Raw genomic sequence first — 23,609 nt, forward strand, 5'->3', positions numbered from 1 at the left:
ATGAGGAAACACCATGCGTCTGTCCCAATATTTTCTGCCCGTGCTGAAGGAAAACCCGGCCGAGGCGCAGATCGTCAGCCACCGGTTGATGCTGCGGGCGGGGATGATCAAGCAATCCAGCGCGGGGATCTATTCTTGGCTGCCGCTGGGCTACAAGGTGCTGCGCAAGGTCGAGGAGATTGTGCACCAAGAGCAGCAGCGCGTGGGCCATATCCCGATGCTGATGCCGACGCTGCAATCGGCGGATCTGTGGAAGGAATCGGGCCGCTATGACGCCTACGGCCCCGAGATGCTGCGCATCCGCGACCGCCAGGACCGCGATATGCTTTACGGTCCCACGAATGAGGAGATGATCACCGACATCTTCCGCAGCCATGTTGGGTCTTACAAAGACCTGCCGCTGACGCTCTATCACATCCAGTGGAAGTTCCGCGACGAGATCCGCCCGCGTTTCGGCGTGATGCGAGGCCGCGAGTTCCTGATGAAGGATGGCTACAACTTCGACCTCACCGAAGAGGACGCGCTGCACGCTTACAACCGCCATTTGGTCAGCTATCTGCGCACCTATGAGCGGATGGGCTTGCAAGCGATCCCGATGCGCGCCGACTCTGGCCCCATCGGCGGCGATGACACGCATGAATTCCTCGTGCTGGCCGAGACGGGCGAATCGGAAGTCTTCTATGACAGCGAGATCACCGATCTGACCTTTGGCGACCGCGAGATTGACCCCAGCGATCACGACGCTTGCCGCGCTGTGCTGGATGAGTTCACCTCGCGCTACGCCCGCACCGATGAGACCCACGACCCCGAGCTTTTCGCCAAGGTGCCCGAAGAACGCCAGCGCACCGCGCGCGGCATCGAAGTGGGGCAGATTTTCTACTTCGGCACGAAATATTCCGACGCGATGAATGCCAAGGTCCAAGGCCCCGACGGCAAACAGGTGCCGGTGCATATGGGCAGCCACGGCATCGGCGTCAGCCGCCTGCTGGGCGCGATCATTGAGGCCAGCCATGACGACAAGGGTATCATCTGGCCTGAGGGCGTGACCCCGTTCCATGCGGGGATCGTTAACCTCAAGCAAGGCGACGAGGAAGCCGATGCGGCCTGCGATGCGCTCTATAAGAGCCTCAAGGCGCTGGGCCTCGATCCTCTTTATGACGACCGCAAAGGCGGTGCTGGCATGAAGTTTGCGACGATGGACCTGATCGGTCTGCCATGGCGCATCACCGTCGGCCCGCGCGGGCTGAAAAACGGCGTGGTCGAACTGACCAGCCGCCGCACGGGTGAAAGCGAAGAGCTGCCGCCCGAGCAGGCGGTCGAAAAGCTGGCGAAAATCTACGCCGGTATCGTCTGAGCGCTGCGATGATCCTGCGGGCGCTGACATTGGCCGGTGGGATCATAGGGGCAGGGATTGCCGCACAAGGCCCGGGGTTCACCCGGGCCTATGTGTTTGAGCTAGAAGCCGCAGAGCGAACGCTCTCCGGTGTTGTAGCGCATTTTGATGCTGCCGCCCGCACCGCCGGGCTTGACCGAGTGGCCGCGATTGCGCGGCTGCGTGGGTCGGCCTTGTTGGAACGCCGACGTATCGATCTGACCCGCAACATCGAAAGGCACATGGCGCTTGAGGCGCAGGTGCCGCGACTGCAAACGGCGGGTCCGTTCCTGCGCAGTTATTACCTGTTGCGCGCACCTGACGCAGAAGCGTTGCGCGCAACCGTGCAGAAGTTTTCGCCCACCGCGCCGCGCAGCCGTGCCGAATTGATCTTCGCCACCATAGGCTTCATCGCCGGAGCCGCCTTCGCGCGGCTGTTCCTCTGGCTGCCCACATGGCCCGCGCGCTTCCGCCGCCGCCGGGCATTGCGTTCTTGACCCTTCTGGGGCAAAGCCTCAGGTTGCGCGCACCTCAGACCGGAGCCCTCCCGCATGGCCAGCAAACCCACACGCACCGCCCCATTCGCGGCCTTTGAATGGATGATCGCTTGGCGCTACCTGCGCGCCCGCCGCGCCGAGGGCGGGGTGAGCGTGATGACATGGATCAGCCTGATCGGCATCACGCTCGCGGTCTTCGCACTGATTGCCACGCTGTCGGTTCGCTCAGGGTTTCGCGCCGAATTTGTCGACACGATCCTTGGCGCCAACGCGCATGTCACGGTTTACACGATGGGCGAGGTGCAAGAGACCGGCCAGATCGACCGCACCATCGCCAACTATACCGAAATGGCCGCCGAGGTTGCGAAAGTGCCCGGCGTGACCCGCGTGGCCCCCTTGGTGCGCCAGCAGGTCATGGCGAACCGGCGGCAGTCCAACGCGGGCGTCGAGGTCTTTGGCATCGCATCGGATGATCTGATGACCATCCCCGGCATCCAGCCCTCAGAGCGTTCCTTCGGTGACATTGGTCGGTTTGAGGAAGGCATCGCCATCGGCAGCGGCGTGGCGCAGAGCTTGGGCGTGCAGGTCGGTGACACGATCAAGCTGATCTCGCCCAATGGGGTGAAAACCGCCTTTGGCACCAGCCCGCGGGTGAACGGTTATGAAGTGGTCTATATCTTCTCTGCCGGGCGCTATGATATTGATAAAATACGTGTCTATCTGCCGATCACCGAGGCGCAGAGCTTTTTCAACCGCGAGGGCGTCGCGGATGAGTTGGAGGTTATGGTCGAAGACCCCGAAAGCGTTGACGCCATGGCGCGGGCCTTGATGCAGGCGGCGGGCGACCGGGCGCAGGTCTGGACGTGGCGCGATGCGTCCGGCTCGTTCCTGTCGGCGCTGGATATCGAGGACCGGGTGATGTTCGTGATCCTCTCGGTGCTGGTGTTGATCGCCGCGATGAACATCGTCTCGGGGCTGATCATGCTGGTCAAGAACAAGGGCCGCGACATTGGCATTCTGCGCACCATGGGGCTGTCTGAGGGCTCGGTGCTGCGGGTGTTCTTTATCTGCGGCGCGTTCACGGGAATCATCGGCACCGCCGCAGGCGTGGTGCTGGGCGTGCTCTTTGCGATCTACGTCGACCAGATTTTCGCCTTCGTGAACTACCTCAGCGGCGGCAATGCTTGGGATGCCTCGATCCGCGGCATCTACTTCCTGCCCGCGAAACTGCAACTGGGCGATGTGCTCTCTGCCGTGGGGCTGTCGCTCGGGCTGAGCTTTGTCGTGACGATTTTCCCCGCCCGCCGCGCGGCGCGGATGAACCCTGTGGAGGCCCTGCGCTATGAATGATCCCGTCCTGCGCCTGACCGGCATCTCCAAAGCCTACAACCCCGGCGCGCCGAATGAGGTGCAGGTGCTACGCGGCATAGACCTGACGGTCGCGCCCGGTGAAGTCGTGGCACTGGTTGCCCCTTCGGGCGCGGGCAAGTCGACCCTGCTGCACATCGCGGGGCTGCTGGATACGGCTGACAGCGGCACGGTTGAGATCGCGGGCGATGACCTGACGGGGCAGAGCGACCGCAAGCGCACCGGGGTGCGCCGGGCGGATGTGGGCTTTATCTATCAGTTCCACCACCTGCTGCCCGAATTCACGGCGCTGGAAAACATTGTGCTGCCGCAGCTTGCCAATGGCGTGGCGCGCAAGGTGGCCGAGGCGCGGGCGCGTGAACTTTTGGCGCAGGTCGGCATCGCCGAGCGGGCCGACCACCGCCCCGCCGCCATGTCGGGCGGTGAGCAGCAGCGGGTGGCCTTTTGCCGGGCGCTGGCCAATGCGCCGCGTCTGCTGCTGGCGGACGAGCCCACGGGCAACCTCGACCCCTCGACCTCGGATCAGGTGTTTGCGGCGCTGATGGCGCTGGTGCGCGGCACAGGGCTTTCGGCGGTGATTGCCACGCATAACCTCGAACTGGCCGCCCGCATGGACCGGCAGATCCGGCTTGAGGCGGGGCAGCTGGTGCCGGTCTGAGCCGAGACGGGGTTACCGGCAGATATTTTCAAGCTCGACCCCGTCCCAAGGCAGGCCCACGTCATAGGGGCGGCTCTGGGGCAGGGGGGCGACGGGCATGGCTTCGGACAGCATCGCGTGCAACCGTTTGGTGCGCGGCGCCTGCGGGTCGAGCGCGCGACAGCAGACGAATTCCTCAACGATTGAGCCCTGCTGCTCATAGCCGAAATCAAGAAAGCGCGGCTGGGTGTCGACCTCGAAGAGGTAGGGGTCTGCGCTGGTGAACTGCTCTGAGGCTGCGCGCAGCGGCGAATAGCCGGTGAGGCGGCGGTTCTGCCATTGCCAGACATGGGTGATCTCATGCGCCAGCAGCATCGCGGCGATCAGCCCGATGCGGTCGGGGTGATCGGGCAGGTAGTCTTCGAGGTACCAGTCCTTGTCGAAAAGCACGTTATTGAACAGGGCCACGGCGGCGGGTTTGGAGGTCACGGTGTCACCTTCCTGCGGCGGCAGGATGCGCTCACGGCAGGTGGTGCGTGGGCGCGGCTTGCGGGTGAAGGTAACGGCGCGGGTCGGGGCACCGTCGTGCAAGCGCACGCGGTCGTAGTTGACGGAAGCTCCGTGGATGGTGGCGAGATAGGCGCGCTCGTTCTCCGTCAGCGGTCGGCCGCAGGCGGTGAGGAGGAGGAGAAAGAGGAGGGCGCGGATCATGGGGGGAGTTAGGACCGGTGGGGGCGGCGGATCAAGGGGAAAGATTGGGCTGGGTGCGAAACGGTAGGGCCGCGCCCGACCTCGGGCCGGAGGGCTACTTAGAAAAGGACCAGTGGACCTTTTCAGCCCGGAGGGCGGCGCAAGCCGCGGGGTGCCCGCATGTGCGCCCTCCCCGTGGGGGAAGGTGAACACCGTCTCGCAAACTCTCCGGGGGAGAGTTCGAGGTCTGAACGGGCGGAGCCCCGGACAGGCGCGGCCTGGGACGGACGGGGGCTAGTGCTTTCTAGGCATATACCAAGGCCGTGGAGACCGCATGGCGTAGTTTGGGCGAAAGACACGGCCATCTGGACCTATAGCCAGCGCCGTATGACAATTTTGCATTTTAACGTTCTTAAAGGTTCCGCCGCCCATGCGGTTTTGAGCTTCAGATAGCGAGATTAGGTTTCCCCCTAGCGTAAGCTCGCCGTCAATTTCAACCTCCTCCCCTCGAAAGTCGATGGTCAAAAATACGTTTCCTTTTGCACGGCGGAACTTAACCCAATTTGTCTTAAATTCGATGTCCCAGAATTGCCCGATACTAGCAGCCATGTTGTTTTGTTTTATCTCAACCTCTGGCCAAAATTCTTCGTCAGGAATAAAGACGTTTAGTCTGAACTCTCCGTCTATCTGGCGATATGAAATAATCGAATTTCCGCCATAGTCGATTGCAGACACGCAGTCCTCTACGATCATAGAACCGAGCCTAAGCAGCTTTTGTTCTTTGTTACCGCCTAGATAGCCGCTTATTCTTCCATTGCGGAGGTTGATTGGGTTGGCTTTGACCGAGTAGGATTTGGACTTTGGGAGTTTTCCATACTCTGAGTGATGGCTCGGGCAGAGGGCAACCATATGCTCGGGATCAAAGTGTTTTTCTTCTCGCCACTCAATAATGTGATGATATTCGATTATTGGACAGCCGCAAACGGCACATCCAAAGCCGGACTCTTGACGAAGAATCCGAGCTATCGACGCGGGGGGCGTTCTACCCCTCAAACATCCAACTCCTCCACAAACTGCGCGTTCTGCTGAATATACGCGAACCGCATCTCCGGCTTTTTCCCCATCAGCCGCTCCACCAGATCCCCGGTCTCGCCCGGCACGTCCTCATCCACGGTCACGCGGATCAGCTTGCGGGTTGCAGGGTCCATCGTGGTCTCTTTCAGGTCCTTGGCGTCCATCTCGCCCAGACCCTTGAAGCGGCTCACATCGATCTTGCCTTTGCCGCCGAGACCCTTCTCCAACCACATGTTTTTCTCTGCCTCATCAAGGCAATAGACCCGTTTCGCCCCCTGCGTCAGGCGGAACAGCGGCGGGCAGGCGAGGTACAGATGCCCCGCGTCGATCAGCGGCCGCATTTGGGTGAAGAAAAACGTCATCAACAGCGACGCGATATGCGCGCCGTCGACGTCGGCGTCGGTCATGATAATGATCTTGTCATAGCGCAGATCGTCGAGGTTGAATTTCGTGCCCATGCCGACGCCAAGCGCTTCGCAGAGGTCGTTAATCTCAGCGTTGGTGGTGATCTTGCTGGAGGCTGCCCCGAGCACGTTCAGGATTTTACCCTTGAGCGGCAGCAGCGCCTGCGTATTGCGGTTGCGCGCGCCCTTGCCAGAGCCGCCCGCCGAGTCGCCCTCGACGATGAACAACTCGGTGCCTTCGCGGGTCTTGCTGGTGCAGTCGGTCAGCTTGCCGGGCAGGCGCAGCTTTTTGGTGGCGGATTTACGGGCGGTTTCCTTTTCCTGCTTGCGGCGCATCCGTTCCTCGGCGCGCAGGACGAGGAAATCGAGGATCGCACCGGCGGATTTGGTGTCTGCTGCCAGCCAGTTGTCAAAGTGGTCGCGCACGGCGTTCTCGACCAAACGTGCGGCCTCGGTCGTGGCGAGGCGGTCTTTGGTCTGGCCGACGAATTCTGGCTCGCGGATAAAGCAGGATACCAGCGCGCAGCCCCCGGTGATCAGGTCGTCGCGGGTGATGTCCTTGGCCTTGCGGTTGTTCGCAAGCTCGCCGTAAGCCCGGATGCCCTTCAGGATCGCGGCCCAGAAGCCGCCCTCATGTGTGCCGCCTTCGGGCGTCGGGACGGTGTTACAGTAGGACTGGATGAAGCCGTCACGCGCGGGCGTCCAGTTGATCGCCCATTCCACCTTGCCCGGCACGCCAAAGCGTTCTTGGAACTCGACGGTTCCGGCAAAGGGGTTTTCGGCATAGGTGGTTGATTTGCCAAGTGTTTCGCGCAGGTAATCAGCCAGACCGCCGGGGAAGTGAAAAGTCGCCTCCATCGGCGTGTTGCCGTCTTCAATCTCAGATTTCCAGCGGATTTCGACGCCGGAGAACAGATAGGCTTTGGAGCGGACCATCTTGAGCAGGCGGGCGGGTTTGAAACGGTGGGCGCCGAAAATCTGCTCATCCGCGTGGAAAGTCACCGTGGTGCCGCGCCGGTTGGGCGCCGCGCCGATCTTCTCCACCGGGCCTTGCGGGATCCCGCGGGAGAAACGTTGTTCGAACAGTTCGCGGTTGCGCGCGACCTGCACCACCATCGAATCCGACAGCGCGTTAACCACGGATGCACCAACCCCGTGCAGACCGCCCGAGGTCTGATAGGCTTTGCCCGAGAACTTGCCGCCCGCGTGCAGCGTGCAGAGGATTACTTCAAGCGCGGATTTGTCGGGAAACTTCGGGTGCGGGTCGATCGGGATGCCGCGGCCGTTGTCGCGAATGGTGACCGAATAATCGGCGTTCAGCTCCACCTCGATCCGGTTGGCATGGCCCGCCACCGCTTCGTCCATTGAGTTGTCGAGCACCTCGGCCACGAGGTGGTGCAGGGCGCGTTCATCTGTGCCGCCGATATACATGCCGGGGCGCTTGCGGACAGGCTCCAGCCCCTCCAGCACTTCGATGGAGGAGGCATCGTATTCGGTGGGTTCCTGGCCGGAAAGAAGATCGGTCATGCGGGCCTGCTCTTTGTTTGTGGGTGGGGGCCATTTTGACAGCCCCGCGCGCCGGGGGCAATCGCGGGTTTGTCTAATGGGCCGGATTTGGAGTGGTCAGGTGGCCTTGGCGCGTAGCCAATCGGCGAGGGTGTCTTCGTCGATGCGCCGTTGAGCGACTTCGCGGATCAGGTCGCCGGCTTCGACGGTGTCGTGGTCAAGTTGCACCCCATTGAGATCAAGACAGATATCGAGAACGAGATGCGCGGTTTGCTTGTTCGTGTCGTTAAAGACATGCCCAGTGGCAACCGCCACGCAATAAGCCGCAGCGAGGTCAAAGACATCTTCGATCATGCCGTAGACCAGTCGGTTGTCGACCCGTGCCAGCGCTCCTTCGAGCGATTTGTCTAAGGCCATGCCGGCCAACTCACCGGGGTTTAACGCGGAATCGTGGATCCTGACGACGAGGTCAGGTGAAAGCAGCACATAGGTCATTTATCTTTGAGATAGTCCAGAACCGGCTGGTTGATGTGCTTTCTGCGGGCAATGCTCTCCATCACCTCATCCAGCGTGGCCACGCGCGGCTCCTCCTGCAGGGTCGCCTCGGCGGGTACGAAATACCCCACACAGCGTGAGTTCTTCATCACCGCCACGGGTTTGCCGCCAGAGCGTTCCAATACCTTATGCGGTTCGCGCATTTCGGTCATGGTGGCGATGTGGTTGGTATGGATGCGAGTCATGGCGTGGCTCCTGAATACACATCTCAATATACATTTGGTTGCGCATTTTACAAGGGCCGCGCCCCGCACCAATTAAGGATTGCCTGTGCTACAACCGACGGTTTTTGGTGGTGCAACCAGTGGTCCGCGCCTTCTATCTCAACCCGGGTAAGGTCTGGCGCAAAGGTTTCCAGCCCCGCGGTGGCTTCGGGCAAAAGGGCGGTATCCTCGGCCCCCCAGATCAGGAGATGCGGGCAGTTCACGCGCAAACGTTCAACCGGGAATTCTGGCAGGTCGCGCAGGGGCTTGCCGGGGGGCGCGACCTGCAGGGGGGAGGCGCGATACCAGTTGATCATCGCCCTCAGCCGCCCCGGACGCCCCCATTCCGCGCGGTAATCCTCAAGCCGCTCTGCCGTCAGCCAACTCAGGTCCATATACGCCGAAAAGAGCTTTAGCAGCCCGGCGAAGTCGTCTTTGGCCAGCCTCACCGCGCTGCCTTCGGCGCGCAGCGCGTTAATATATTGCGAGGCGCGCGACTGTGCACCGCCTGCGGCCATGGCACGCTGAAAAGGCACGGGATGCACGCCGTTGAGAATGATCAGCCGGGCCACCAACTCGGGCCGGAACATCGCCAGTGCGTAGCCCACCGAAGCGCCCCAGTCATGCGCCAAAACCGTCACCGGCCTGTCCCCGATCAACGCGGCCATATCGGCCATAAGATGCGCCATCGCGTAGGGTTCGATCCCTTCGGGCGCGCTGCTTTGGCCATAGCCGCGCTGGTCGGGGGCGATGCAATGGAAGTGCTGGCAAAGCAGCGGGGCCAGATCGCGCCATGCGCCGCCATATTCGGGAAAGCCATGGAGCATGAGCAGCGGCGGCAGGTTCTCATCGCCCCAATGGCGTATGAAAATCTCCTGACCGTTCACGCGGCGGGTTTCGGTCCGTGTTGGTTCCATCGCGAGCCCTCCTGCCATCAGCTTTGCCGCTCAGGGCCGCAGACGCAAGGAATTCATGGCAAAATCAGGGCAAGAAAGCCCCGCAACCCTATGGCAGAGCGCAAAAACCGGACTTTCCCTTTGCAGCGGCCCGGCGTAAGGCTGGCCCATGACCAAAGTAATGACCAACCGCAATCACGTCCGGGCGATCCTGACGCTTGGCCTGCCGCTGATCGGCGGACATCTGGCACAGATGGCCATCGGGGTGACCGATACGGTCATGCTGGGCTGGTATTCGGTCGAGGCGCTGGCGGCGGTTGTTCTGGGCAGTACCTATTTCTTCGTGCTGTTCATCTTTGGCTCGGGCTTTGCCATGGCGGTGATGCCGCTGGTGGCCGCCTATGACGCCGAGGATGATGAGATTGGCCTGCGCCGCGCCACGCGCATGGGGCTGTGGCTGTCGGTGGGTTTTGCGATGATCGCGCTGCCCGCGATGATCTGGTCACCTGCGGTGCTGGACCTGCTGGGGCAGGGGCCCAACCTTGCCGATACGGCGGGTGATTACCTCAAAGTCGCAGGCTGGGGGATTGTGCCCGCGCTGCTGGTGATGGTGCTGAAATCCTACCTTGCTGCCTTGGAGCGGACTCAGGTCGTGCTGTGGATCACGCTGCTGGCCGCCGTGATCAATGCGATGGCGAACTACGCGCTGATCTTCGGCAACTGGGGCGCGCCGGAGCTTGGCGTGATGGGCGCGGCGGTGGCCTCGGTCACGACGCAATGCGTCTCGCTGATCGGGGTGGTGATCTACGTGCTGATCGCCCTGCCGCAACACAGTCTGTTCGTGCGGCTCTGGCGGGTTGATACGCAGATGCTGGTGCGGGTCTTTACGCTGGGGCTGCCGATTGGTCTGACCACGCTAAGCGAAGTCGGTCTGTTTGCGGCCTCATCGTTGATGATGGGCTGGCTGGGGACGATCCCGCTGGCGGCGCATGGGATTGCGATCCAGCTCGCCTCTCTGACCTTCATGGTGCATCTGGGGCTGAGCAATGTCGCCACGATCCGCGCGGGCAATGCCTATGGCCGCCGCGACGTGCCGCATATGAAGCGCGGGGCGGTGATTGTCACGGTCCTGTCGCTGGTCTTTGCGCTGATCACTATGGTCGGTTTTGTGGGCTGGCCCGAGCCGTTGATCTCGGTTTTCATGCAAGAGGACGAGCCTGCACGGGTTGAGATCCTTGCCATCGGCACTGGGCTGTTGGTGATGGCGGCTCTGTTCCAACTGGTCGACGGGGCGCAGGTGGTGGCGCTTGGCCTGCTGCGCGGGGTGCAGGATACCAAGATCCCGATGGTGATGGCCGCGATCAGCTATTGGGTGGTCGGCATGCCCTGCTCCTATTTCCTTGGCTTCACGCTGGGGTTCGGAGCGATGGGCATTTGGGCCGGTCTGGTGGCCGGGCTGGGCGTTGCGGGGCTGCTGCTCAACGCGCGGTTCTGGGGCGTCACGGTCAAGTCGCTGGCCGGGTAACTCTCAGCCCCGATCCATTCGATCCGCCTTTTTGCGCACGAGCGTGCTGCGCAGATCATGCATTGCCAACAGCAAGTCATCCGTCACCGCCTCAAGCTCTGCGTCCGTGGCGCGCGATTGCGCCCATTGGGTGGTGAGGTTCAGATAATCCACCGCGCGGCGGATGTCGTCAATCTCCCGCGCGGCAAGGGTTTCGCGGCGCGCCTTTGTCCAGCGGGCGATCTCGGACTTATCGGCATCGGTTAGACGGTGCTGCCCGTGAGGCTTTACCTCACCGTTGCGGATGTTGACGACGGCGATCTGCTCCATCTCGATCCGGCGCTGGCGGTTTGCGGCATCCAGCCGAAACACCGCCGCGCCATTCTCGCGGATCCTGAAATAATAGTCGGGAAGATCGCCTGCCATGGTTCGCCTTTACGTCAGCCCGGCACAGAAAGTCTGGATGCGGGTGCATGCCTCTTTCAGCGCGTCGTCAGACGTAGCGTAGCTGACGCGGAAATTCGGCGAAAGACCGAAGGCCGCGCCAAAGACGACCGCCACGCCGGTTTCCTCAAGCAGCGCGGTGGCAAAGGTCTCATCATCCGAGATCTTGGTGCCCGCCGCCGAGGTCTTACCGATCAGCCCGGCGATGGAGGGGTAGACGTAAAACGCCCCCTCGGGCGTCGGGCAGGTGATCCCGTCGATAGCCGAGAGCATCTCAACCACCAGATTGCGCCGGCGCACGAACATCTCGTTGTTCTCAGCGATGTAATCCTGCGTGCCGTTCAGCGCCTCAACCGCGGCCCACTGGCTGACCGAGCAGGGGTTCGACGTGCTTTGCGACTGGATTTTGCGCATCGCGCCGATCAGCTTCTCCGGGCCTGCGGCATAGCCGATGCGCCACCCGGTCATGGCATAGGCTTTGGACACGCCGTTGACGGTCAGCGTGCGGTCGTAAAGCGCGGGTTCCACCTCGGCCGGAGTGCAGAACGCGAAACCGTCATAGGCGAGGTGCTCGTACATATCGTCGCTCATCACCCAGACATGCGGATGCCGCATCAGCACATCGGTCAGCGCCTTCAACTCGTCCCGGCTGTAGCCCGCCCCGGTGGGGTTCGAGGGCGAGTTGAAGATGAACCATTTGGTCTTCGGCGTGATCGCTTCTTCCAGCGCCTCTGGGGTGAGCTTAAAGTTATTCTCCAGTGTCGCAGGCGCAATCACCGGGGTGCCGCCTGCAAGCAGCACCATATCGGGGTAGCTGACCCAATAGGGCGCGGGGATCACGACTTCTTCGCCGGGGTTCATCGTGGCCATCAGCGCGTTGTAGAGGATCTGCTTGCCCCCCGTCCCGACGCTGATCTGCGACGGCGTATAGTCCAGCCTGTTGTCGCGTTTGAATTTGGCGCAGATCGCCTGTTTCAACTCGGGAATGCCGTCGACGGCTGTGTATTTCGTCTTGCCCGCGTTGATCGCGGCCACTGCAGCGTCTTTGATGTTCTGCGGTGTGTCAAAGTCCGGCTCGCCCGCGCCAAGTGCGATAATATCGCGCCCCGCGGCCTTGAGTTCTGCCGCCTTGGTGGTGACGGCGATGGTGGGCGACGGTTTGACCCGATCAAGGGTCGCGGACAGCAGTTCCATTTCAGCCTCGGGTTGCTTATGAATATCCCCACGTTCATAGGGGGCGTCCCCGCACCCGGCAAGGGTGTCTGGCAGGAGATAAAGCATGACCGACGAGATTGACTGGTACGGCCCCGAGGCCGCCACCTTTGGCGACCGGGTCGCGGCGGCCCGCGAACAGACCGGCATGACACAGGCGATGCTGGCCAAACGGCTGGGCGTGCGTCTGGCGACTTTGCGCGGCTGGGAAGAAGACCTGTCCGAGCCGCGCGCCAACCGGCTTTCGATGCTGGCGGGGCTGCTCAATGTCTCTATGATGTGGCTGATCAATGGCGAAGGCGAAGGGGTCGATGCTCCCGAAGCGGGCGAAACCGCGCGCCGCGTCGATCTTGAAGAGGTGCTGGCCGACATGCGCGCCCTGCGCAGCGACCTGCTGAAAAAGGCCGAGACTGTCGGGAAAATGGAAAAGCGCATTCGGCGCCTTATGACGGAGCCCGCAGATGCCTGAGGTCCATGAACACCGGTTGAAACGCCTGCAAATGCGCTCCATGCGCCGGGGCATCAAAGAGATGGACCTGATCCTATCGGCCTATGCCGAGGCGCGGCTGCCGCAGATGGATGACGCGGGGCTTACGCTCTATGATCAGATGCTCAATGAGAATGACCACGACCTCTATCTTTGGGTGAGCGGACAGGCCGAGGCCCCCGCCGACTATGCAGCATTGGTCACGGATATCCGCGGGCAATTGGCCGAGGCGCGGGGCTGATTCAAAAAACCCGAAAGGGTTTAACGAATTATTCTGATTTTTCAGCGAGTTTCCGGTTCGAACAAGGTGAACCGGAGATTTCGCATGAGCATTCAAGACCCCGCTGCGCAGCCGATGGCCATAAAGGGTTTTATGGCAGGCTATCTTGAGTCCCTGTCCTTGGTCGAGCGGTTGCACCGCTTGCTGCTGGACGTGATCAAGGACGAATTCGAACGTGTCGGCGTGTTAGAGATCAACGCCGTGCAGGCGCTGCTTTTGTTCAACATCGGCGATAACGAGGTGACCGCGGGCGAGCTGAAAAGCCGTGGCTACTATCAGGGCAGCAACGTCAGCTACAACCTCAAGAAGCTGGTCGAAATGGGCTATATGCACCACCAGCGCTGCGAGATTGACCGCCGATCCGTCCGCGTTCGGCTGACCGAAAAGGGGCGCTATATCCGCGATGTGGTGGCCGAGCTTTTCTCGCGCCATGCCGATGGGATGGAAAACAAGGGCGTGCTGGGCGATGCAGGAATCGAGGATATCACCCGCTCTCTCAAACGGATGGAGCGGTATTGGACGGATCAGATCCGCTATATCTACTGATCGCGGGCAGGAGGGATGAGGTTCGAGTAGACCCTCCCCTCCACTTCCCGCAAGAGCTTGCGTGTCATAGCGCGGGCGTAGTCCTCAAACCCCTCTGCCGTCTCAACGAAAGCGCCGGGGCCGAGCATGACTTCGGCCCGGTAGTATGACGCCAGCGCGCCGACCTCGCCCTGTTGACTGTCGCCAAGCGCCGGGTCTTCCGCGCCGATCACCAAACCGTTGATGATCAGCTCCTGCGGCCCAAGGGGCTGGGCTTGCAACCTGTCGCGTATATCCCGGGGCCGCGGACCGAAGTTCGAGATGCCGTCGCCCGAGATATCCAGCGTGTGTTTCTGGCAGGCGCCGCGCGTCGCCAACTGGCCTGCGCCAAACTGCATCGCATCCCCCAATGCCGTGCCGGGAGACGCCTCACGCCGCTCGGTGCTGCGCAAAAGTGCGATGGCCCCCTCAAGCGCCGCCGCATCGCTCAACGTGGTCCAAGGTAAGATCACCGTCTGATCACTGGATCCGCTCCATTCATAGATCATCAGGTCGACGCCATGCTCCGGCAGCGCCAGCAGGGCGTCCCGCACACGCGGATCGTTCAGCGCGTCGGCCAAACCACCGATCTGCAACCGATACTCTCGCGCATCGACCGAACCAGAGACATCCAGCCCCAAGGCAAGCGCCTGCCGACAAGCGGCCTCGGCCGATGGAATGGCATTGATCGTGAGAAAAAGGGCGAGGGCCGCGCGGATCATCCCAGCGATCCGTTCAGCCCCGGCGGCCCCTCCTTTGGGGCGACCGAAGAGGGCACATCACGCACCGGACGCCGCGCGTGACGACAAAGGCCCGCCCGCGCTGCGCCCATGGGCGCGAGCATCAGCGCCAGCAGGGCACTGATGCAGAGCCTTACCAATGACCGGTGTTTTCCATGCTGGCCCAAGGTTCCTGCGCGGGCAGGGCGTCACCCTCTTGCAGCAATTCGACCGAGATATTGTCGGGCGAGCGGACAAAGGCCATGCGCCCGTCGCGCGGCGGGCGGTTGATGGTCACGCCGTTGTCTTGCAGGTGCTGGCAGGTCTCATAGATATTCTCGACCGTATAGGCGAGGTGACCAAAATGGCGGCTGTCACTGGGCAGCGCGTCATCGCCGTCCCAGTTATAGGTCAGCTCCACATCCGCATGGCCATCGTCCATGCCCGGCGGGCAGAGGAAAACCAGCGTGAACCGGCCCCCATCGTTGTCGATCCGGCGCCGTTCCACAAGGCCCAGAAGTTTGTAAAATGCGATAGAGGCGTCCAGATCCTTCACGCGCACCATTGTATGCAAGTATTTGATGGGCATCGGTTTTCCTTCAGTTGGGCCGCTTGGGGAGGGATGAAACACCCTGTTCGGGCCGAAAATTCGTCGTCAAAAAGTCGTCACAAAACGGGAAGCGGCAAAATATGCCCGCCGCGCTTTGATAGAGAGTTTAGGCGCGAAACCACGGGTGTCAAAGGCGGCAACGGCATTGTCAGGCGATTGCCCCCGCAAAGCCGCCTTGAGGCGCGTGGCGTGGAAGGGTATGCAAAGACAAATGCCACGGATAACGTGAGGGGGGCTGCGTGAAACAGTACCATGATGCGCTGCGCGAAGTGCTGGAGCAGGGGGTGACCTCGACCGACCGCACGGGAACGGGGACGATCTCTCATTTCGGGATGCAACAGCGCTACCGGATGGCCGATGGTTTCCCGCTGGTGACGACGAAGAAGCTGCATCTGAAATCCATCGTGCATGAACTTTTGTGGTTCCTCTCGGGCGACACGAACATCGGCTACCTCAAGGAAAATGGCGTTCGCATCTGGGACGAATGGGCCGATGAGAACGGTGACCTCGGCCCGGTCTATGGCCATCAATGGCGGCGTTTTCCGATGGTGGGTGAGCCGATGCCGCAGCCCGATGGGACGGTGCTGCATCAGGCCGGTCAAGTCGATCAAATCGCTAAGCTGGTCGAGGCGATCCGCAAGACCCCCGACAGCCGCCGGCTGATCGTTTCGGCGTGGAACCCCGGCGAGGTAGATCAGATGGCGCTGCCGCCCTGCCATACGCTATGGCAGGTACGCATCGCGGGCGGCAAGCTGCATTTGCAGCTTTATCAGCGCTCGGCGGATATGTTCCTTGGCGTGCCGTTCAACATCGCCTCCTACGCGCTGCTGCTGGAGATGTTGGCCCATGTCACTGGCTACGCACCGGGCGATTTCGTGCATTCGATGGGCGACGCGCATATCTATTCCAACCATCTGGAACAGGTGCAGACCCAACTTGCGCGCACCCCCAAGCCGCTGCCAAAGCTGCGGATCAACCGCGAGGTGAGCTCGATCTTTGATTTCCGCTATGAGGATTTCACCTTCGAAGGCTATGACCCCGACCCAGCTATCAAAGCGCCGGTGGCCGTCTGATGCTGAGCCTGATCGTCGCCCGCGCCCGCAATGGTGCCATTGGCAAAGACGGGGATATCCCTTGGTCGCTGCCCGAAGACCTGAAATTCTTTCAGCGCGAAACCACCGGCGGTGCCATCATCATGGGGCGCCGCACATGGGAAAGCCTGCCGTTCAAGCCTTTGAAGAACCGTCTGAATTGCGTGGTTTCCAGTACTGATATTGAGGGCGTCCATGTGGCGCGCGACCCGCAGGCGGCCTTGGGCCATTGCGCGGCCGAGGGGTATCGCCGGGTCTACGGCATCGGCGGCGAAGGCATCTACCGCGCGCTTCTGCCCTTGGCGGATCGGCTCTTGGTGACCGAAGTCGACGTGGAAATCGACGCGGCAGACGCATTTTTCCCCGAGTTTGACCCCGAAGAATGGATTGAGCTTGGCAATCTCTGCCTGCGCGCCAAGGGCCCGCGCGCCATCGCGCGGGAGTGGCTGCGCCGCCGGTGACAACCATTGACATAGGCCGCGCGGCACGCATCACTGCGGCCTATGTTTGATCTGTCCGCACCGCCTGAGGGGTTTGTCGAAAACCCATTCCCCCATTACGACCGCCTGCTGCGCGAGGCCCCGGTGCTGCGCCAGCCCGATGGCTCTGTGCTGATCTGCCGCCACGCGGACCTGAACGCGATTTACCGCGACACCACGCTTTATATCTCGGACAAAAAGCTGGCCTTCGCACCGAAATTCGGCCCCGGCAGCCCCTTATTTGAGCATCACACCACAAGCCTCGTGTTCAATGACCCACCGTTGCACACCCGGGTGCGGCGGATCATGACATCGGCCCTGACGCCCAAGGCGCTGGCACGGATGGAGCCGGGGTTGATCGACACGGTCGACCGTCTGCTGGAAGGGCTGGGCCCCAGGCCGGACCTAATTGAGGACTATGCCAGTTGCATTCCGGTGCAGATCATCGGCAACCTGCTGGACGTCCCGATGGAAGAACGCGGGCCCCTTCGGGACTGGTCGCTGGCAATTCTCGGCGCGCTGGAGCCTACCTTGAGCGAAGCGGAGTTGGAGGCGGGCCATACTGCGGTGCGCGCGTTCAAAGCCTATCTGCAAGACCTCATCGCCCGGCGCCGGGCTGATCCGGGGGATCCTGAAACCGACGTGCTGACGCGGCTCATTGCCGGAGATGACGGCGGGCAGTTGACCGAGATCGAGTTGATTCAAAACTGCATTTTTATTCTCAACGCAGGCCATGAGACGACCACCAACCTGATCGGCAGCGCCCTCGCGCTGCTCCATGACCACCCGGATCAAAAGGCGCGATTGCTGGCGGAGCCCGCGCTGATCGGCCCCTGTATCGAAGAGGTGCTGCGCTTCCGTTCGCCCAATCAGTTCGGCAACCGCGAGACCACGGCCCCCGTCACGATCGGCGGGGTGGAGATTGCCGCGGGGACCAACCTGCATCTTTGCATCGGAGCGGCCAACCGCGACCCGGAAGTCTTTGAGGAACCGACGAAATTCGGTATCGGGCGCAAACCCAATCGGCATCTGGCCTTTGCCGGTGGTCCGCATGTCTGCGTGGGGCTGACCTTGGCACGGATGGAAGGGAAAATCGCCCTCCAACGCTTTCTGAACCGTTACCCGGACTATGAAATCAGCGCGGCGCGTCAGGGCGGCGGGCGCATCCGTTTTCACGGTTATGCGACGCTTCCGGCGCGGTTGAGTTAAAGGCGCACTGCCATAAAAGACTGGACTTGATGAAAGCGCCCCGGCAATCTTCGTTCATATTGTATATAATTGCGAGGATTATCATGCGTCTAACGACAGCTATTGCCGCGGCGGTAGGGCTGCTTTCTGCGGGTTTGGCCGGTCAGGCTTCGGCCGAGCCTAAGGTCTATGCCTATCCTAGTAGCGCGAATTATTGCCCGGCTGGATTGCAGCCGGTGACGCTTGGCGGCGCGATTGGCTGCGGGACACCGAACCAGCCCATGACCTATGCAGAGGTCAAAGCGCATCCGGTTGTCCACCGCCACCCTCACCGCCATCGCACGGCTGCACTGCGTCGGTCAGCCCGCGTGCCTTGCCCGGTCGGGGCAAAGGGCTGTTCGTATCAGTGAACTCTCAAGCAACGCCCGGCGCGGGACGCCGGGTGTTCTTTTGCGCTGTCGTGGCTAAAGCAGGGCGAGATCGGTGGCCATCTGCCGACCGTCGCGGCCTTCGGTCAGCTCGTAGCTGACCTTTTGATCGTCCGCCAAGCCGGTCAGGCCAGAGCGTTCGACCGCTGAAATATGAACAAATACATCGTTACCGCCGCTCTCGGGGGCGATGAACCCGTAGCCTTTGGTGGTGTTAAACCATTTCACGGTGCCAGTTGGCATAATCTCCGCGCCTCCTTTGTCTTTGCGTCTCTGCGTCGAGCAGAATGGCGAAAGCGATTGAATTGCGACCCGCCATAATAGAAAGATCGCGCGGACTTGGAAAAAATCAAGCGATCAGGTGCGAAACCCGCAATTGGGGGCGCGATCGCGTGGTTGAGGGAGACGGATGTGCTAATTTATGGGCTGAAAAACTGTGACAGCTGTCGCAAGGCGAAAAAGGCGCTGCCAGAGGCGCAGTTGGTCGATGTTCGGGAGGCGGGCGTGCCAAGGGCGGTTTTAACGCAGGCCCATGAGCAATTTGGCGCGGCCTTGCTCAACACCCGCTCCACCACTTGGCGGGGGCTGGATGAAGAGACGCGCAAGCAGGCCCCGCTCGCCCTGATAGAAGCTCATCCAGCGCTGATGAAACGGCCTCTGATCTCGGTGGGTGACAAGCTATTTCTAGGTTGGAACAAAGAGATAGAAGCTGACGTTCATGCGATGCTTTAACTTCGGCCTGTAATCAGCCGGTCCAGTGACAATGGGCCGGCTCCTTTGACGACGAGTACCAAAAGCAAGAACACCCAGAGCGCCCGCTGGTCAAGGATATGGGCATCGGGAAAGCGGTCGAACCACGCGCCAAGCGCGCTGCCATGGCCGTAAAGATCGGTGAGGGATTGCACCACGACAAAGCCCACCATCGCCAGTGCCGCCAGTCGGGTCAGCAGGCCAAAGACAATGAGCAGCGGCAAGATAAATTCCGCCACCGTTCCGGCGACGACGACGAGCCAATGGAACACCCCAAGCGCGTCACTGTCATAGCCTACGGCCTCAAACACGCGGGGGAAGATTTGCGCATAGGCTCCGGTGGATGGGGTAAGGAGGCCCAAGGGGCCGGGCCCGAGTTTGGTCAGCCCGGCATTCAGGAAATAGACCAGCAACACTGCGGCAAAGAGGAACCGGGCGAGGGTCGGAAGCAGCCAGTCGGCCCGCTCCAGACGGTCGGCGGCGTTGCGGTATAGGGTGAGAAGCTGGGTCATTTACTGCCCTCCAAGGAAATTGCGCTGAAGACACCGTGGCTCAGGGCAAGGGTCAGGGCCGCGGCGAGGTTAAACGCTGGCTGGGCAGTCACCGTGGCGTCATGAGCCGCCCCAAACGGCACGCCGTCGGCGAGGTGGGAGAGCCAGTGCGCCGCGCCGGGCGGCAGCAGATGCGGCGCGGGATCATAGGCGGGGCGGGTGATTATCACATCCTGCGCTGCGCTGCGGGGCTTGGGCGCGTCCTCGGTGAAGTTATAGCGCCAGATGTCGAAAAGCGGCCAGTCTGACCGCAAGATGCGAGTGGCAGGCGCGAGGGTGAGCCTTGCCCCCATCACTGCATCGGGGCCAAGCGTTTCAAAGACCTTCGGATCAAGCGGAACCGCGTCAGCCGCGTGATAGGAGGCACGCAGCGCGAGGTCGAGCTGTGCCGCATCGGCGAGGTAGCCAATCTTGGCCAAAGGGGCGAAAGCCGCGATAAAGGCGGGGAAATCCGTGCCGTAATGCATCATCATCGGTGATGTCGGCGGATGCGCCCGGACGTAGAGGGGGGCCAGTTCGGCAAAGTTGCGGGCGCCGATCAGCTTGCGCACAAGGGGAAAGGCCACTTCGAGCGCGGCGATCAGGGAATGCGTGACGTTGTTGCGATAGACGCCATAGCGCGCGCCCGCCGGTTGCCCCCGGCCATCGCGCAGCCCATCGGGTGCAGACCGTGACGGATCAAGCAGGGCCGCGCGAAAGCTGTGTTGGTCGGTCACACCAGCACCTCAGCGGCGCGGGTGGCTTCGGCCCGTAGGACGGGCCAGTCGGGCACGTCATTGTCCCACTCGACCAGCACCGGCTTTGGCCCGGTTTGGGCCAGCGTGTAGCTTAGCAGGTCCCAAACAGGATCGACGACCGGTTTGCCATGGCTGTCGATCAAAAGTGGCGCACCGTGATCGTCAGTGTCGTCATCATGGCCGCCCACATGAATCTCGCCAACATGGTCTGTCGGAAAGGCGTCGATGTAGCCCTGTGGCGACAGCCCGAGATTGGTGGCCGAAATGAAGACATTGTTGACATCCAGCAAGAGACCGCAGGAGGTGCGCGCTATAATCTCTGTCAAAAAGTCTGTTTCAGACAAGTCGGATTCCGCGAATGCAAGGTAGCTGGAGGGGTTTTCCAGCAGCATTTGCCGACCCAAGACATCTTGGACTTGGTTGATATGTGACGCCACACGGGTCAGCGTTTCCTCGGTGTAGGGCAGCGGAAGGAGATCGTTGAGATACTCCATCCCATGGGTCGACCACGCCAAATGTTCGGAGAAGGACGCGGGCTGCGTTCGGTCACAGAGGGTTTTGAGCCGTGCCAGATGGGCCGCGTCCAGCGGCCCTTCGCCCCCGATCGACAGGCCGACACCATGGACCGACAGGGCGAAACGTTCCTGCAATGCGCGCAGTTGCGCATGGGGGCGGCCGCCGTCGCCCATGTAGTTTTCGGCATGCACCTCGATCCAGCGGACTGGGCCAGGATCGGCCATCAAGCCATCGAAATGTCGAGATTTAAATCCGACGCCGGGGGCATTGGGCAGTGTTGTAACAGGGGGGGTATCGTCGCGCATAACGGCCTCCGGCATGTTGCGGGGCGGGGTTCCGGGCGGGGATGCCGCCCGGAACGCTATAGATTAAGCGGGCAGGTCGCGGTCGAGCGCTTCCAAAGAGCCGGTCCGCTCGGTCCCGTCTGCCATCTCGGGCAGGTCGATCTCGGCGCAGGTGCCTTCGTCAACGAGGGTCCATGCGTTGCCTTGGTAATCGGTCACAGAGGTGCCCGCGCAGGTGGTGCCGGGGCCCGCTGCGCAGTCGTTCTCACCGGCCAGCGAAACGCCAAAGCATTTCTCTTGCGAAGCGGCGGTGGCGGTGGTGGCGTGGCTGCTCAGCGCGGCGGCGACGGCCCCTGCGATGGCGGCGGTTTTGAGTGTGGTGGACATTGTCGTTTCCTTCCTGATGGTTTGAACAGGTTTACTAGAGCAGCCTGCTTCCTCACAAGCCAGTCACGAGGGAGTGCGTCACGGTCCCGTCAGAAATCACGCGGAAAACTAGCGAAAATTGTAACCTTCCCGCGCAGGAAGGGAATGATTGTTACAAAAACGCTCCGGCGGGCAGGGGGCAAGCTGCCCGCAAGACCGCCGGAGCGCAGATTTGTTACAAGCCGTTAGCGCAGGTCAGGCGGGGTCGCGTCCTGCGCCAGTTCGGCGGTGAGTGCATCCAGCGGCTGCACCGAAGTCTGCTTTTGCCCCAGACGGCGCACGGAAACGGTACGCTCTTCAACCTCACGCGCCCCGACGGCGAGGATCACCGGCACTTTGCCGACCGAATGCTCACGGACTTTGTAGTTGATCTTCTCATTACGCATGTCGGCTTCCGCACGCACACCAGCGGCTTTCAGGGTCTCGACGACCTCGGCCACATAGTCATCCGCTTCAGACGTGATGGAGGCCACGACCACCTGACGCGGGGCCAGCCAGAAGGGCAGCTTGCCCGCGTGTTCTTCGATCAGGATGCCGATGAAACGCTCGAAACTGCCCAAAGTGGCGCGGTGCAGCATCACAGGGCGGTGCTTGTTGCCGTCCTGCCCAATGAAGCTCGCCTCCAGCCGCTCGGGCAGGTTGGCATCGACCTGTAGGGTGCCGCATTGCCAGTTGCGCCCGATGGCGTCGGTCAGAGTGAACTCCAGCTTCGGCCCGTAGAAAGCGCCTTCGCCCTCCAGCACCTCAAAGTCATAGCCCGCGGCCTTGCAAGCATCGCCAAGCGCCTGCTCCATATTGTCCCATGTCTCATCGGAACCGATCCGCTTTTCGGGGCGGGTGGAGAGCTTGATGGTCCAGTTCTCAAACCCGAGGTCGGCATAGACCTTCGACAGAAAGGCGATGAACTTGGCGGTTTCCGAGGTGATCTGATCCTCGGCGCAGAAGATATGCCCATCGTCTTGGGTAAAGCCGCGCACCCGCATGATGCCATGCAGCGCCCCCGAAGGCTCATAGCGCGCGCAGGATCCGAACTCGGCCATCCTGAGCGGCAGGTCGCGGTAGGATTTCAGGCCCTGGTTAAACACCTGCACGTGACAGGGGCAGTTCATCGGCTTGAGCGCGTTCACCGCCTTTTCGCGGGCATGCTCCTCATCGACCTCAACGATGAACATGTTCTCTTGGTATTTGTCCCAGTGGCCGGATTTTTCCCACAGTTTGCGGTCGACGACCTGCGGGGTGTTCACCTCGACATAGCCGTCGCGGTCCTGCATGCGGCGCATGTAGTCCTGCAAGGTGGTGTAGATGCGCCAGCCGTTGGGGTGCCAGAAGACTTGGCCCGGTGCCTCTTCCTGCATGTGGAACAGGCCCATCTCTTTGCCCAGCTTGCGGTGGTCGCGCTTGGCGGCTTCTTCGAGCATGTTGAGATGCGCGCGCAGCTTTTCCTTGCCGGTGAAGGCCACGCCGTAGATGCGTTGCAGCATCGCGCGGTCACTGTCGCCGCGCCAATAGGCACCGGCGATGGACATCAGCTTGAACGCATCGCCTGGCACTTGGCCGGTGTGTTGCAGGTGCGGGCCACGGCAGAGGTCTTGCCAATCGCCGTGCCAATACATCCGCAAAGGCTCATCGCCGGGGATCGCGTTGATCAGCTCTACTTTATAGGGCTCGTTCAAGTCTTCGTAATGTTTGATCGCGCGGGCGCGGTCCCAAACCTCGGTCCGGACGGCATCGCGTTTGTTGATGATCTCTTTCATCTTCTTTTCGATCGCGCCGAGGTCTTCTGGGGTGAAGGGCTCTTTGCGGTCAAAGTCGTAGTACCAGCCATCCTTGATCACCGGGCCGATGGTGACCTTGGTGTCGGGCCAGATTTCCTGCACGGCGCGGGCCATGATATGCGCGAGATCGTGGCGCACCAGTTCATTGGCCTGTTCTTCGTCGGCCATGGTGTGGATCGCAATGTCGGCGTCCGCTTCGATCGGCCACGCCAGATCGAAATGCGCACCGTTGACGGTGGCGCTGATGGCCTTTTTGCCCAAGGATTTTGAGATCTCGGCAGCCACTTCGCCAGCGGTGATACCAGCGTCATATTGGCGGCTATTGCCATCGGGAAGGGTGAGGGAGATTTGGGCCATCTTGG

At 61.7% G+C, this 23,609-nt stretch carries 29 protein-coding genes; 13 read left to right on the forward strand and 16 right to left on the reverse strand.

The genetic code is table 11. The features are described 5' to 3' along the window. The first annotated feature begins 13 nt into the window (after window positions 1-13). The 4 genes from proS to T8A63_RS04850 are packed head-to-tail and all read left to right on the forward strand — an operon-like array spanning window position 14 to window position 3,895. Window positions 14-1,354, forward strand: coding sequence for a proline--tRNA ligase (proS, locus tag T8A63_RS04835; RefSeq protein WP_322345135.1), 1,341 nt, complete (start codon window positions 14-16; stop codon window positions 1,352-1,354). A gap of 8 nt (window positions 1,355-1,362) precedes the next feature. After that, window positions 1,363-1,869 carry a DUF2937 family protein gene (locus tag T8A63_RS04840; RefSeq protein ID WP_322345136.1) on the forward strand — a complete coding sequence of 169 codons (507 nt, stop codon included), beginning with the start codon at window positions 1,363-1,365 and terminating at the stop codon, window positions 1,867-1,869. Between the two features lie 54 nt (window positions 1,870-1,923). Continuing rightward, window positions 1,924-3,219, forward strand: a complete 1,296-nt coding sequence (locus tag T8A63_RS04845; RefSeq protein ID WP_322345137.1) for a lipoprotein-releasing ABC transporter permease subunit — start codon at window positions 1,924-1,926, stop codon at window positions 3,217-3,219. Next, window positions 3,212-3,895, forward strand: coding sequence for an ABC transporter ATP-binding protein (locus tag T8A63_RS04850; protein WP_322345138.1), 684 nt, complete (start codon window positions 3,212-3,214; stop codon window positions 3,893-3,895). Before T8A63_RS04845 ends, T8A63_RS04850 begins: the two co-directional genes overlap by 8 nt. Before the next feature lie 12 nt (window positions 3,896-3,907). Here the strand turns inward: T8A63_RS04850 and T8A63_RS04855 are convergent, their stop codons facing one another. The 6 genes from T8A63_RS04855 to T8A63_RS04880 form a co-directional block, all read right to left on the reverse strand. Next, entirely contained in the window at window positions 3,908-4,585 is a 678-nt protein-coding gene (locus tag T8A63_RS04855; protein ID WP_322345139.1) for a hypothetical protein, read from the reverse strand. 273 nt (window positions 4,586-4,858) lie between these two features. After that, window positions 4,859-5,299: a hypothetical protein gene (locus T8A63_RS04860; RefSeq protein ID WP_322345140.1), complete on the reverse strand. Its 441-nt coding sequence runs from the start codon at window positions 5,297-5,299 to the stop codon at window positions 4,859-4,861. Window positions 5,300-5,613: 314 nt separating this feature from the next. Continuing rightward, window positions 5,614-7,569 (reverse strand): DNA topoisomerase IV subunit B, encoded by a 1,956-nt coding sequence (parE, locus tag T8A63_RS04865; protein ID WP_067940875.1) that lies wholly within the window; start codon window positions 7,567-7,569, stop codon window positions 5,614-5,616. Between the two features lie 96 nt (window positions 7,570-7,665). Continuing rightward, window positions 7,666-8,043 carry a type II toxin-antitoxin system death-on-curing family toxin gene (locus T8A63_RS04870; protein ID WP_322345141.1) on the reverse strand — a complete coding sequence of 126 codons (378 nt, stop codon included), beginning with the start codon at window positions 8,041-8,043 and terminating at the stop codon, window positions 7,666-7,668. After that, window positions 8,040-8,288, reverse strand: a complete 249-nt coding sequence (locus T8A63_RS04875) for a hypothetical protein (protein ID WP_093926785.1) — start codon at window positions 8,286-8,288, stop codon at window positions 8,040-8,042. Before T8A63_RS04875 ends, T8A63_RS04870 begins: the two co-directional genes overlap by 4 nt. A gap of 47 nt (window positions 8,289-8,335) precedes the next feature. Continuing rightward, a complete protein-coding gene (locus tag T8A63_RS04880) occupies window positions 8,336-9,223 on the reverse strand; it encodes an alpha/beta hydrolase (RefSeq protein ID WP_322345142.1) in 888 nt (295 codons plus the stop codon). Between the two features lie 148 nt (window positions 9,224-9,371). On the opposite strand from T8A63_RS04880, the gene T8A63_RS04885 reads away from it, so the two are divergent. Then, entirely contained in the window at window positions 9,372-10,727 is a 1,356-nt protein-coding gene (locus T8A63_RS04885) for an MATE family efflux transporter (protein WP_067622910.1), read from the forward strand. 3 nt (window positions 10,728-10,730) lie between these two features. Here T8A63_RS04885 and T8A63_RS04890 read toward each other — a convergent pair whose 3' ends face one another. Both T8A63_RS04890 and T8A63_RS04895 read right to left on the reverse strand, forming a co-directional pair. Next, window positions 10,731-11,132, reverse strand: coding sequence for a hypothetical protein (locus tag T8A63_RS04890; protein WP_067622908.1), 402 nt, complete (start codon window positions 11,130-11,132; stop codon window positions 10,731-10,733). 9 nt (window positions 11,133-11,141) lie between these two features. Continuing rightward, window positions 11,142-12,344, reverse strand: coding sequence for a pyridoxal phosphate-dependent aminotransferase (locus T8A63_RS04895; protein ID WP_322345143.1), 1,203 nt, complete (start codon window positions 12,342-12,344; stop codon window positions 11,142-11,144). An 85-nt stretch (window positions 12,345-12,429) separates the two neighbouring features. Here T8A63_RS04895 and T8A63_RS04900 point away from each other — a divergent pair, with 85 nt between their 5' ends. The 3 genes from T8A63_RS04900 (at window position 12,430) to T8A63_RS04910 (ending at window position 13,675) form a co-directional block, all read left to right on the forward strand. Then, window positions 12,430-12,831, forward strand: coding sequence for a helix-turn-helix domain-containing protein (locus T8A63_RS04900; RefSeq protein ID WP_067622907.1), 402 nt, complete (start codon window positions 12,430-12,432; stop codon window positions 12,829-12,831). Continuing rightward, window positions 12,824-13,090, forward strand: a complete 267-nt coding sequence (locus tag T8A63_RS04905; RefSeq protein WP_067941403.1) for a succinate dehydrogenase assembly factor 2 — start codon at window positions 12,824-12,826, stop codon at window positions 13,088-13,090. The genes T8A63_RS04900 and T8A63_RS04905 overlap by 8 nt, the downstream gene beginning before the upstream one ends. Window positions 13,091-13,174: 84 nt before the next feature. Beyond that, entirely contained in the window at window positions 13,175-13,675 is a 501-nt protein-coding gene (locus tag T8A63_RS04910) for a MarR family winged helix-turn-helix transcriptional regulator (RefSeq protein WP_067942516.1), read from the forward strand. Here the strand turns inward: T8A63_RS04910 and T8A63_RS04915 are convergent. Both T8A63_RS04915 and T8A63_RS04920 read right to left on the reverse strand, forming a co-directional pair. After that, the gene (locus tag T8A63_RS04915) at window positions 13,669-14,415 is read right to left on the reverse strand and encodes a DUF1194 domain-containing protein (RefSeq protein ID WP_322345144.1); all 747 of its coding nucleotides are present in this window, start codon (window positions 14,413-14,415) and stop codon (window positions 13,669-13,671) included. The genes T8A63_RS04910 and T8A63_RS04915 overlap by 7 nt on opposite strands. A 151-nt stretch (window positions 14,416-14,566) precedes the next feature. Further along, a complete protein-coding gene (locus tag T8A63_RS04920) occupies window positions 14,567-15,001 on the reverse strand; it encodes a VOC family protein (protein WP_067942520.1) in 435 nt (144 codons plus the stop codon). Window positions 15,002-15,261: 260 nt separating this feature from the next. Between T8A63_RS04920 and T8A63_RS04925 the strand changes: the two genes are divergently transcribed. The 4 genes from T8A63_RS04925 (at window position 15,262) to T8A63_RS04940 (ending at window position 18,190) form a co-directional block, all read left to right on the forward strand. Further along, window positions 15,262-16,095, forward strand: a complete 834-nt coding sequence (locus T8A63_RS04925) for a thymidylate synthase (protein WP_259945410.1) — start codon at window positions 15,262-15,264, stop codon at window positions 16,093-16,095. Beyond that, on the forward strand, window positions 16,095-16,574 hold the full coding sequence (locus T8A63_RS04930) for a dihydrofolate reductase (RefSeq protein ID WP_067622893.1): 480 nt from the start codon (window positions 16,095-16,097) through the stop codon (window positions 16,572-16,574). Before T8A63_RS04925 ends, T8A63_RS04930 begins: the two co-directional genes overlap by 1 nt. Window positions 16,575-16,616: 42 nt before the next feature. Next, window positions 16,617-17,801 (forward strand): cytochrome P450, encoded by a 1,185-nt coding sequence (locus T8A63_RS04935; RefSeq protein WP_322345145.1) that lies wholly within the window; start codon window positions 16,617-16,619, stop codon window positions 17,799-17,801. Between the two features lie 83 nt (window positions 17,802-17,884). Further along, window positions 17,885-18,190 (forward strand): hypothetical protein, encoded by a 306-nt coding sequence (locus T8A63_RS04940; protein WP_300055700.1) that lies wholly within the window; start codon window positions 17,885-17,887, stop codon window positions 18,188-18,190. A 54-nt stretch (window positions 18,191-18,244) separates the two neighbouring features. Here T8A63_RS04940 and T8A63_RS04945 read toward each other — a convergent pair whose 3' ends face one another. Next, window positions 18,245-18,451: a cold-shock protein gene (locus tag T8A63_RS04945; protein ID WP_067262111.1), complete on the reverse strand. Its 207-nt coding sequence runs from the start codon at window positions 18,449-18,451 to the stop codon at window positions 18,245-18,247. 168 nt (window positions 18,452-18,619) lie between these two features. Between T8A63_RS04945 and T8A63_RS04950 the strand changes: the two genes are divergently transcribed. After that, window positions 18,620-18,940, forward strand: coding sequence for an ArsC/Spx/MgsR family protein (locus tag T8A63_RS04950; protein ID WP_322345146.1), 321 nt, complete (start codon window positions 18,620-18,622; stop codon window positions 18,938-18,940). On the opposite strand, the gene T8A63_RS04955 is transcribed toward T8A63_RS04950, so the two are convergent. The 5 genes from T8A63_RS04955 to thrS all read right to left on the reverse strand — a co-directional run bounded on the left by T8A63_RS04955 (window position 18,937) and on the right by thrS (window position 23,604). Continuing rightward, window positions 18,937-19,470, reverse strand: a complete 534-nt coding sequence (locus T8A63_RS04955; protein WP_322345147.1) for a DoxX family protein — start codon at window positions 19,468-19,470, stop codon at window positions 18,937-18,939. The two genes, T8A63_RS04950 and T8A63_RS04955, sit on opposite strands and share 4 nt — an antisense overlap. Beyond that, the gene (locus tag T8A63_RS04960) at window positions 19,467-20,225 is read right to left on the reverse strand and encodes a DNA-binding domain-containing protein (RefSeq protein ID WP_322345148.1); all 759 of its coding nucleotides are present in this window, start codon (window positions 20,223-20,225) and stop codon (window positions 19,467-19,469) included. Before T8A63_RS04960 ends, T8A63_RS04955 begins: the two co-directional genes overlap by 4 nt. Further along, window positions 20,222-21,067, reverse strand: coding sequence for a DUF692 domain-containing protein (locus T8A63_RS04965; RefSeq protein WP_322345149.1), 846 nt, complete (start codon window positions 21,065-21,067; stop codon window positions 20,222-20,224). The genes T8A63_RS04960 and T8A63_RS04965 overlap by 4 nt, the downstream gene beginning before the upstream one ends. Before the next feature lie 63 nt (window positions 21,068-21,130). Continuing rightward, a complete protein-coding gene (locus tag T8A63_RS04970; RefSeq protein ID WP_067622878.1) occupies window positions 21,131-21,433 on the reverse strand; it encodes a DUF2282 domain-containing protein in 303 nt (100 codons plus the stop codon). Between the two features lie 224 nt (window positions 21,434-21,657). Next, a complete protein-coding gene (gene thrS, locus T8A63_RS04975; RefSeq protein WP_322345150.1) occupies window positions 21,658-23,604 on the reverse strand; it encodes a threonine--tRNA ligase in 1,947 nt (648 codons plus the stop codon). Window positions 23,605-23,609 lie beyond the last annotated feature (5 nt).

The sequence above is a fragment of the Sulfitobacter sp. OXR-159 genome (assembly GCF_034377145.1).
Taxonomy (GTDB): Bacteria; Pseudomonadota; Alphaproteobacteria; order Rhodobacterales; family Rhodobacteraceae; genus Sulfitobacter.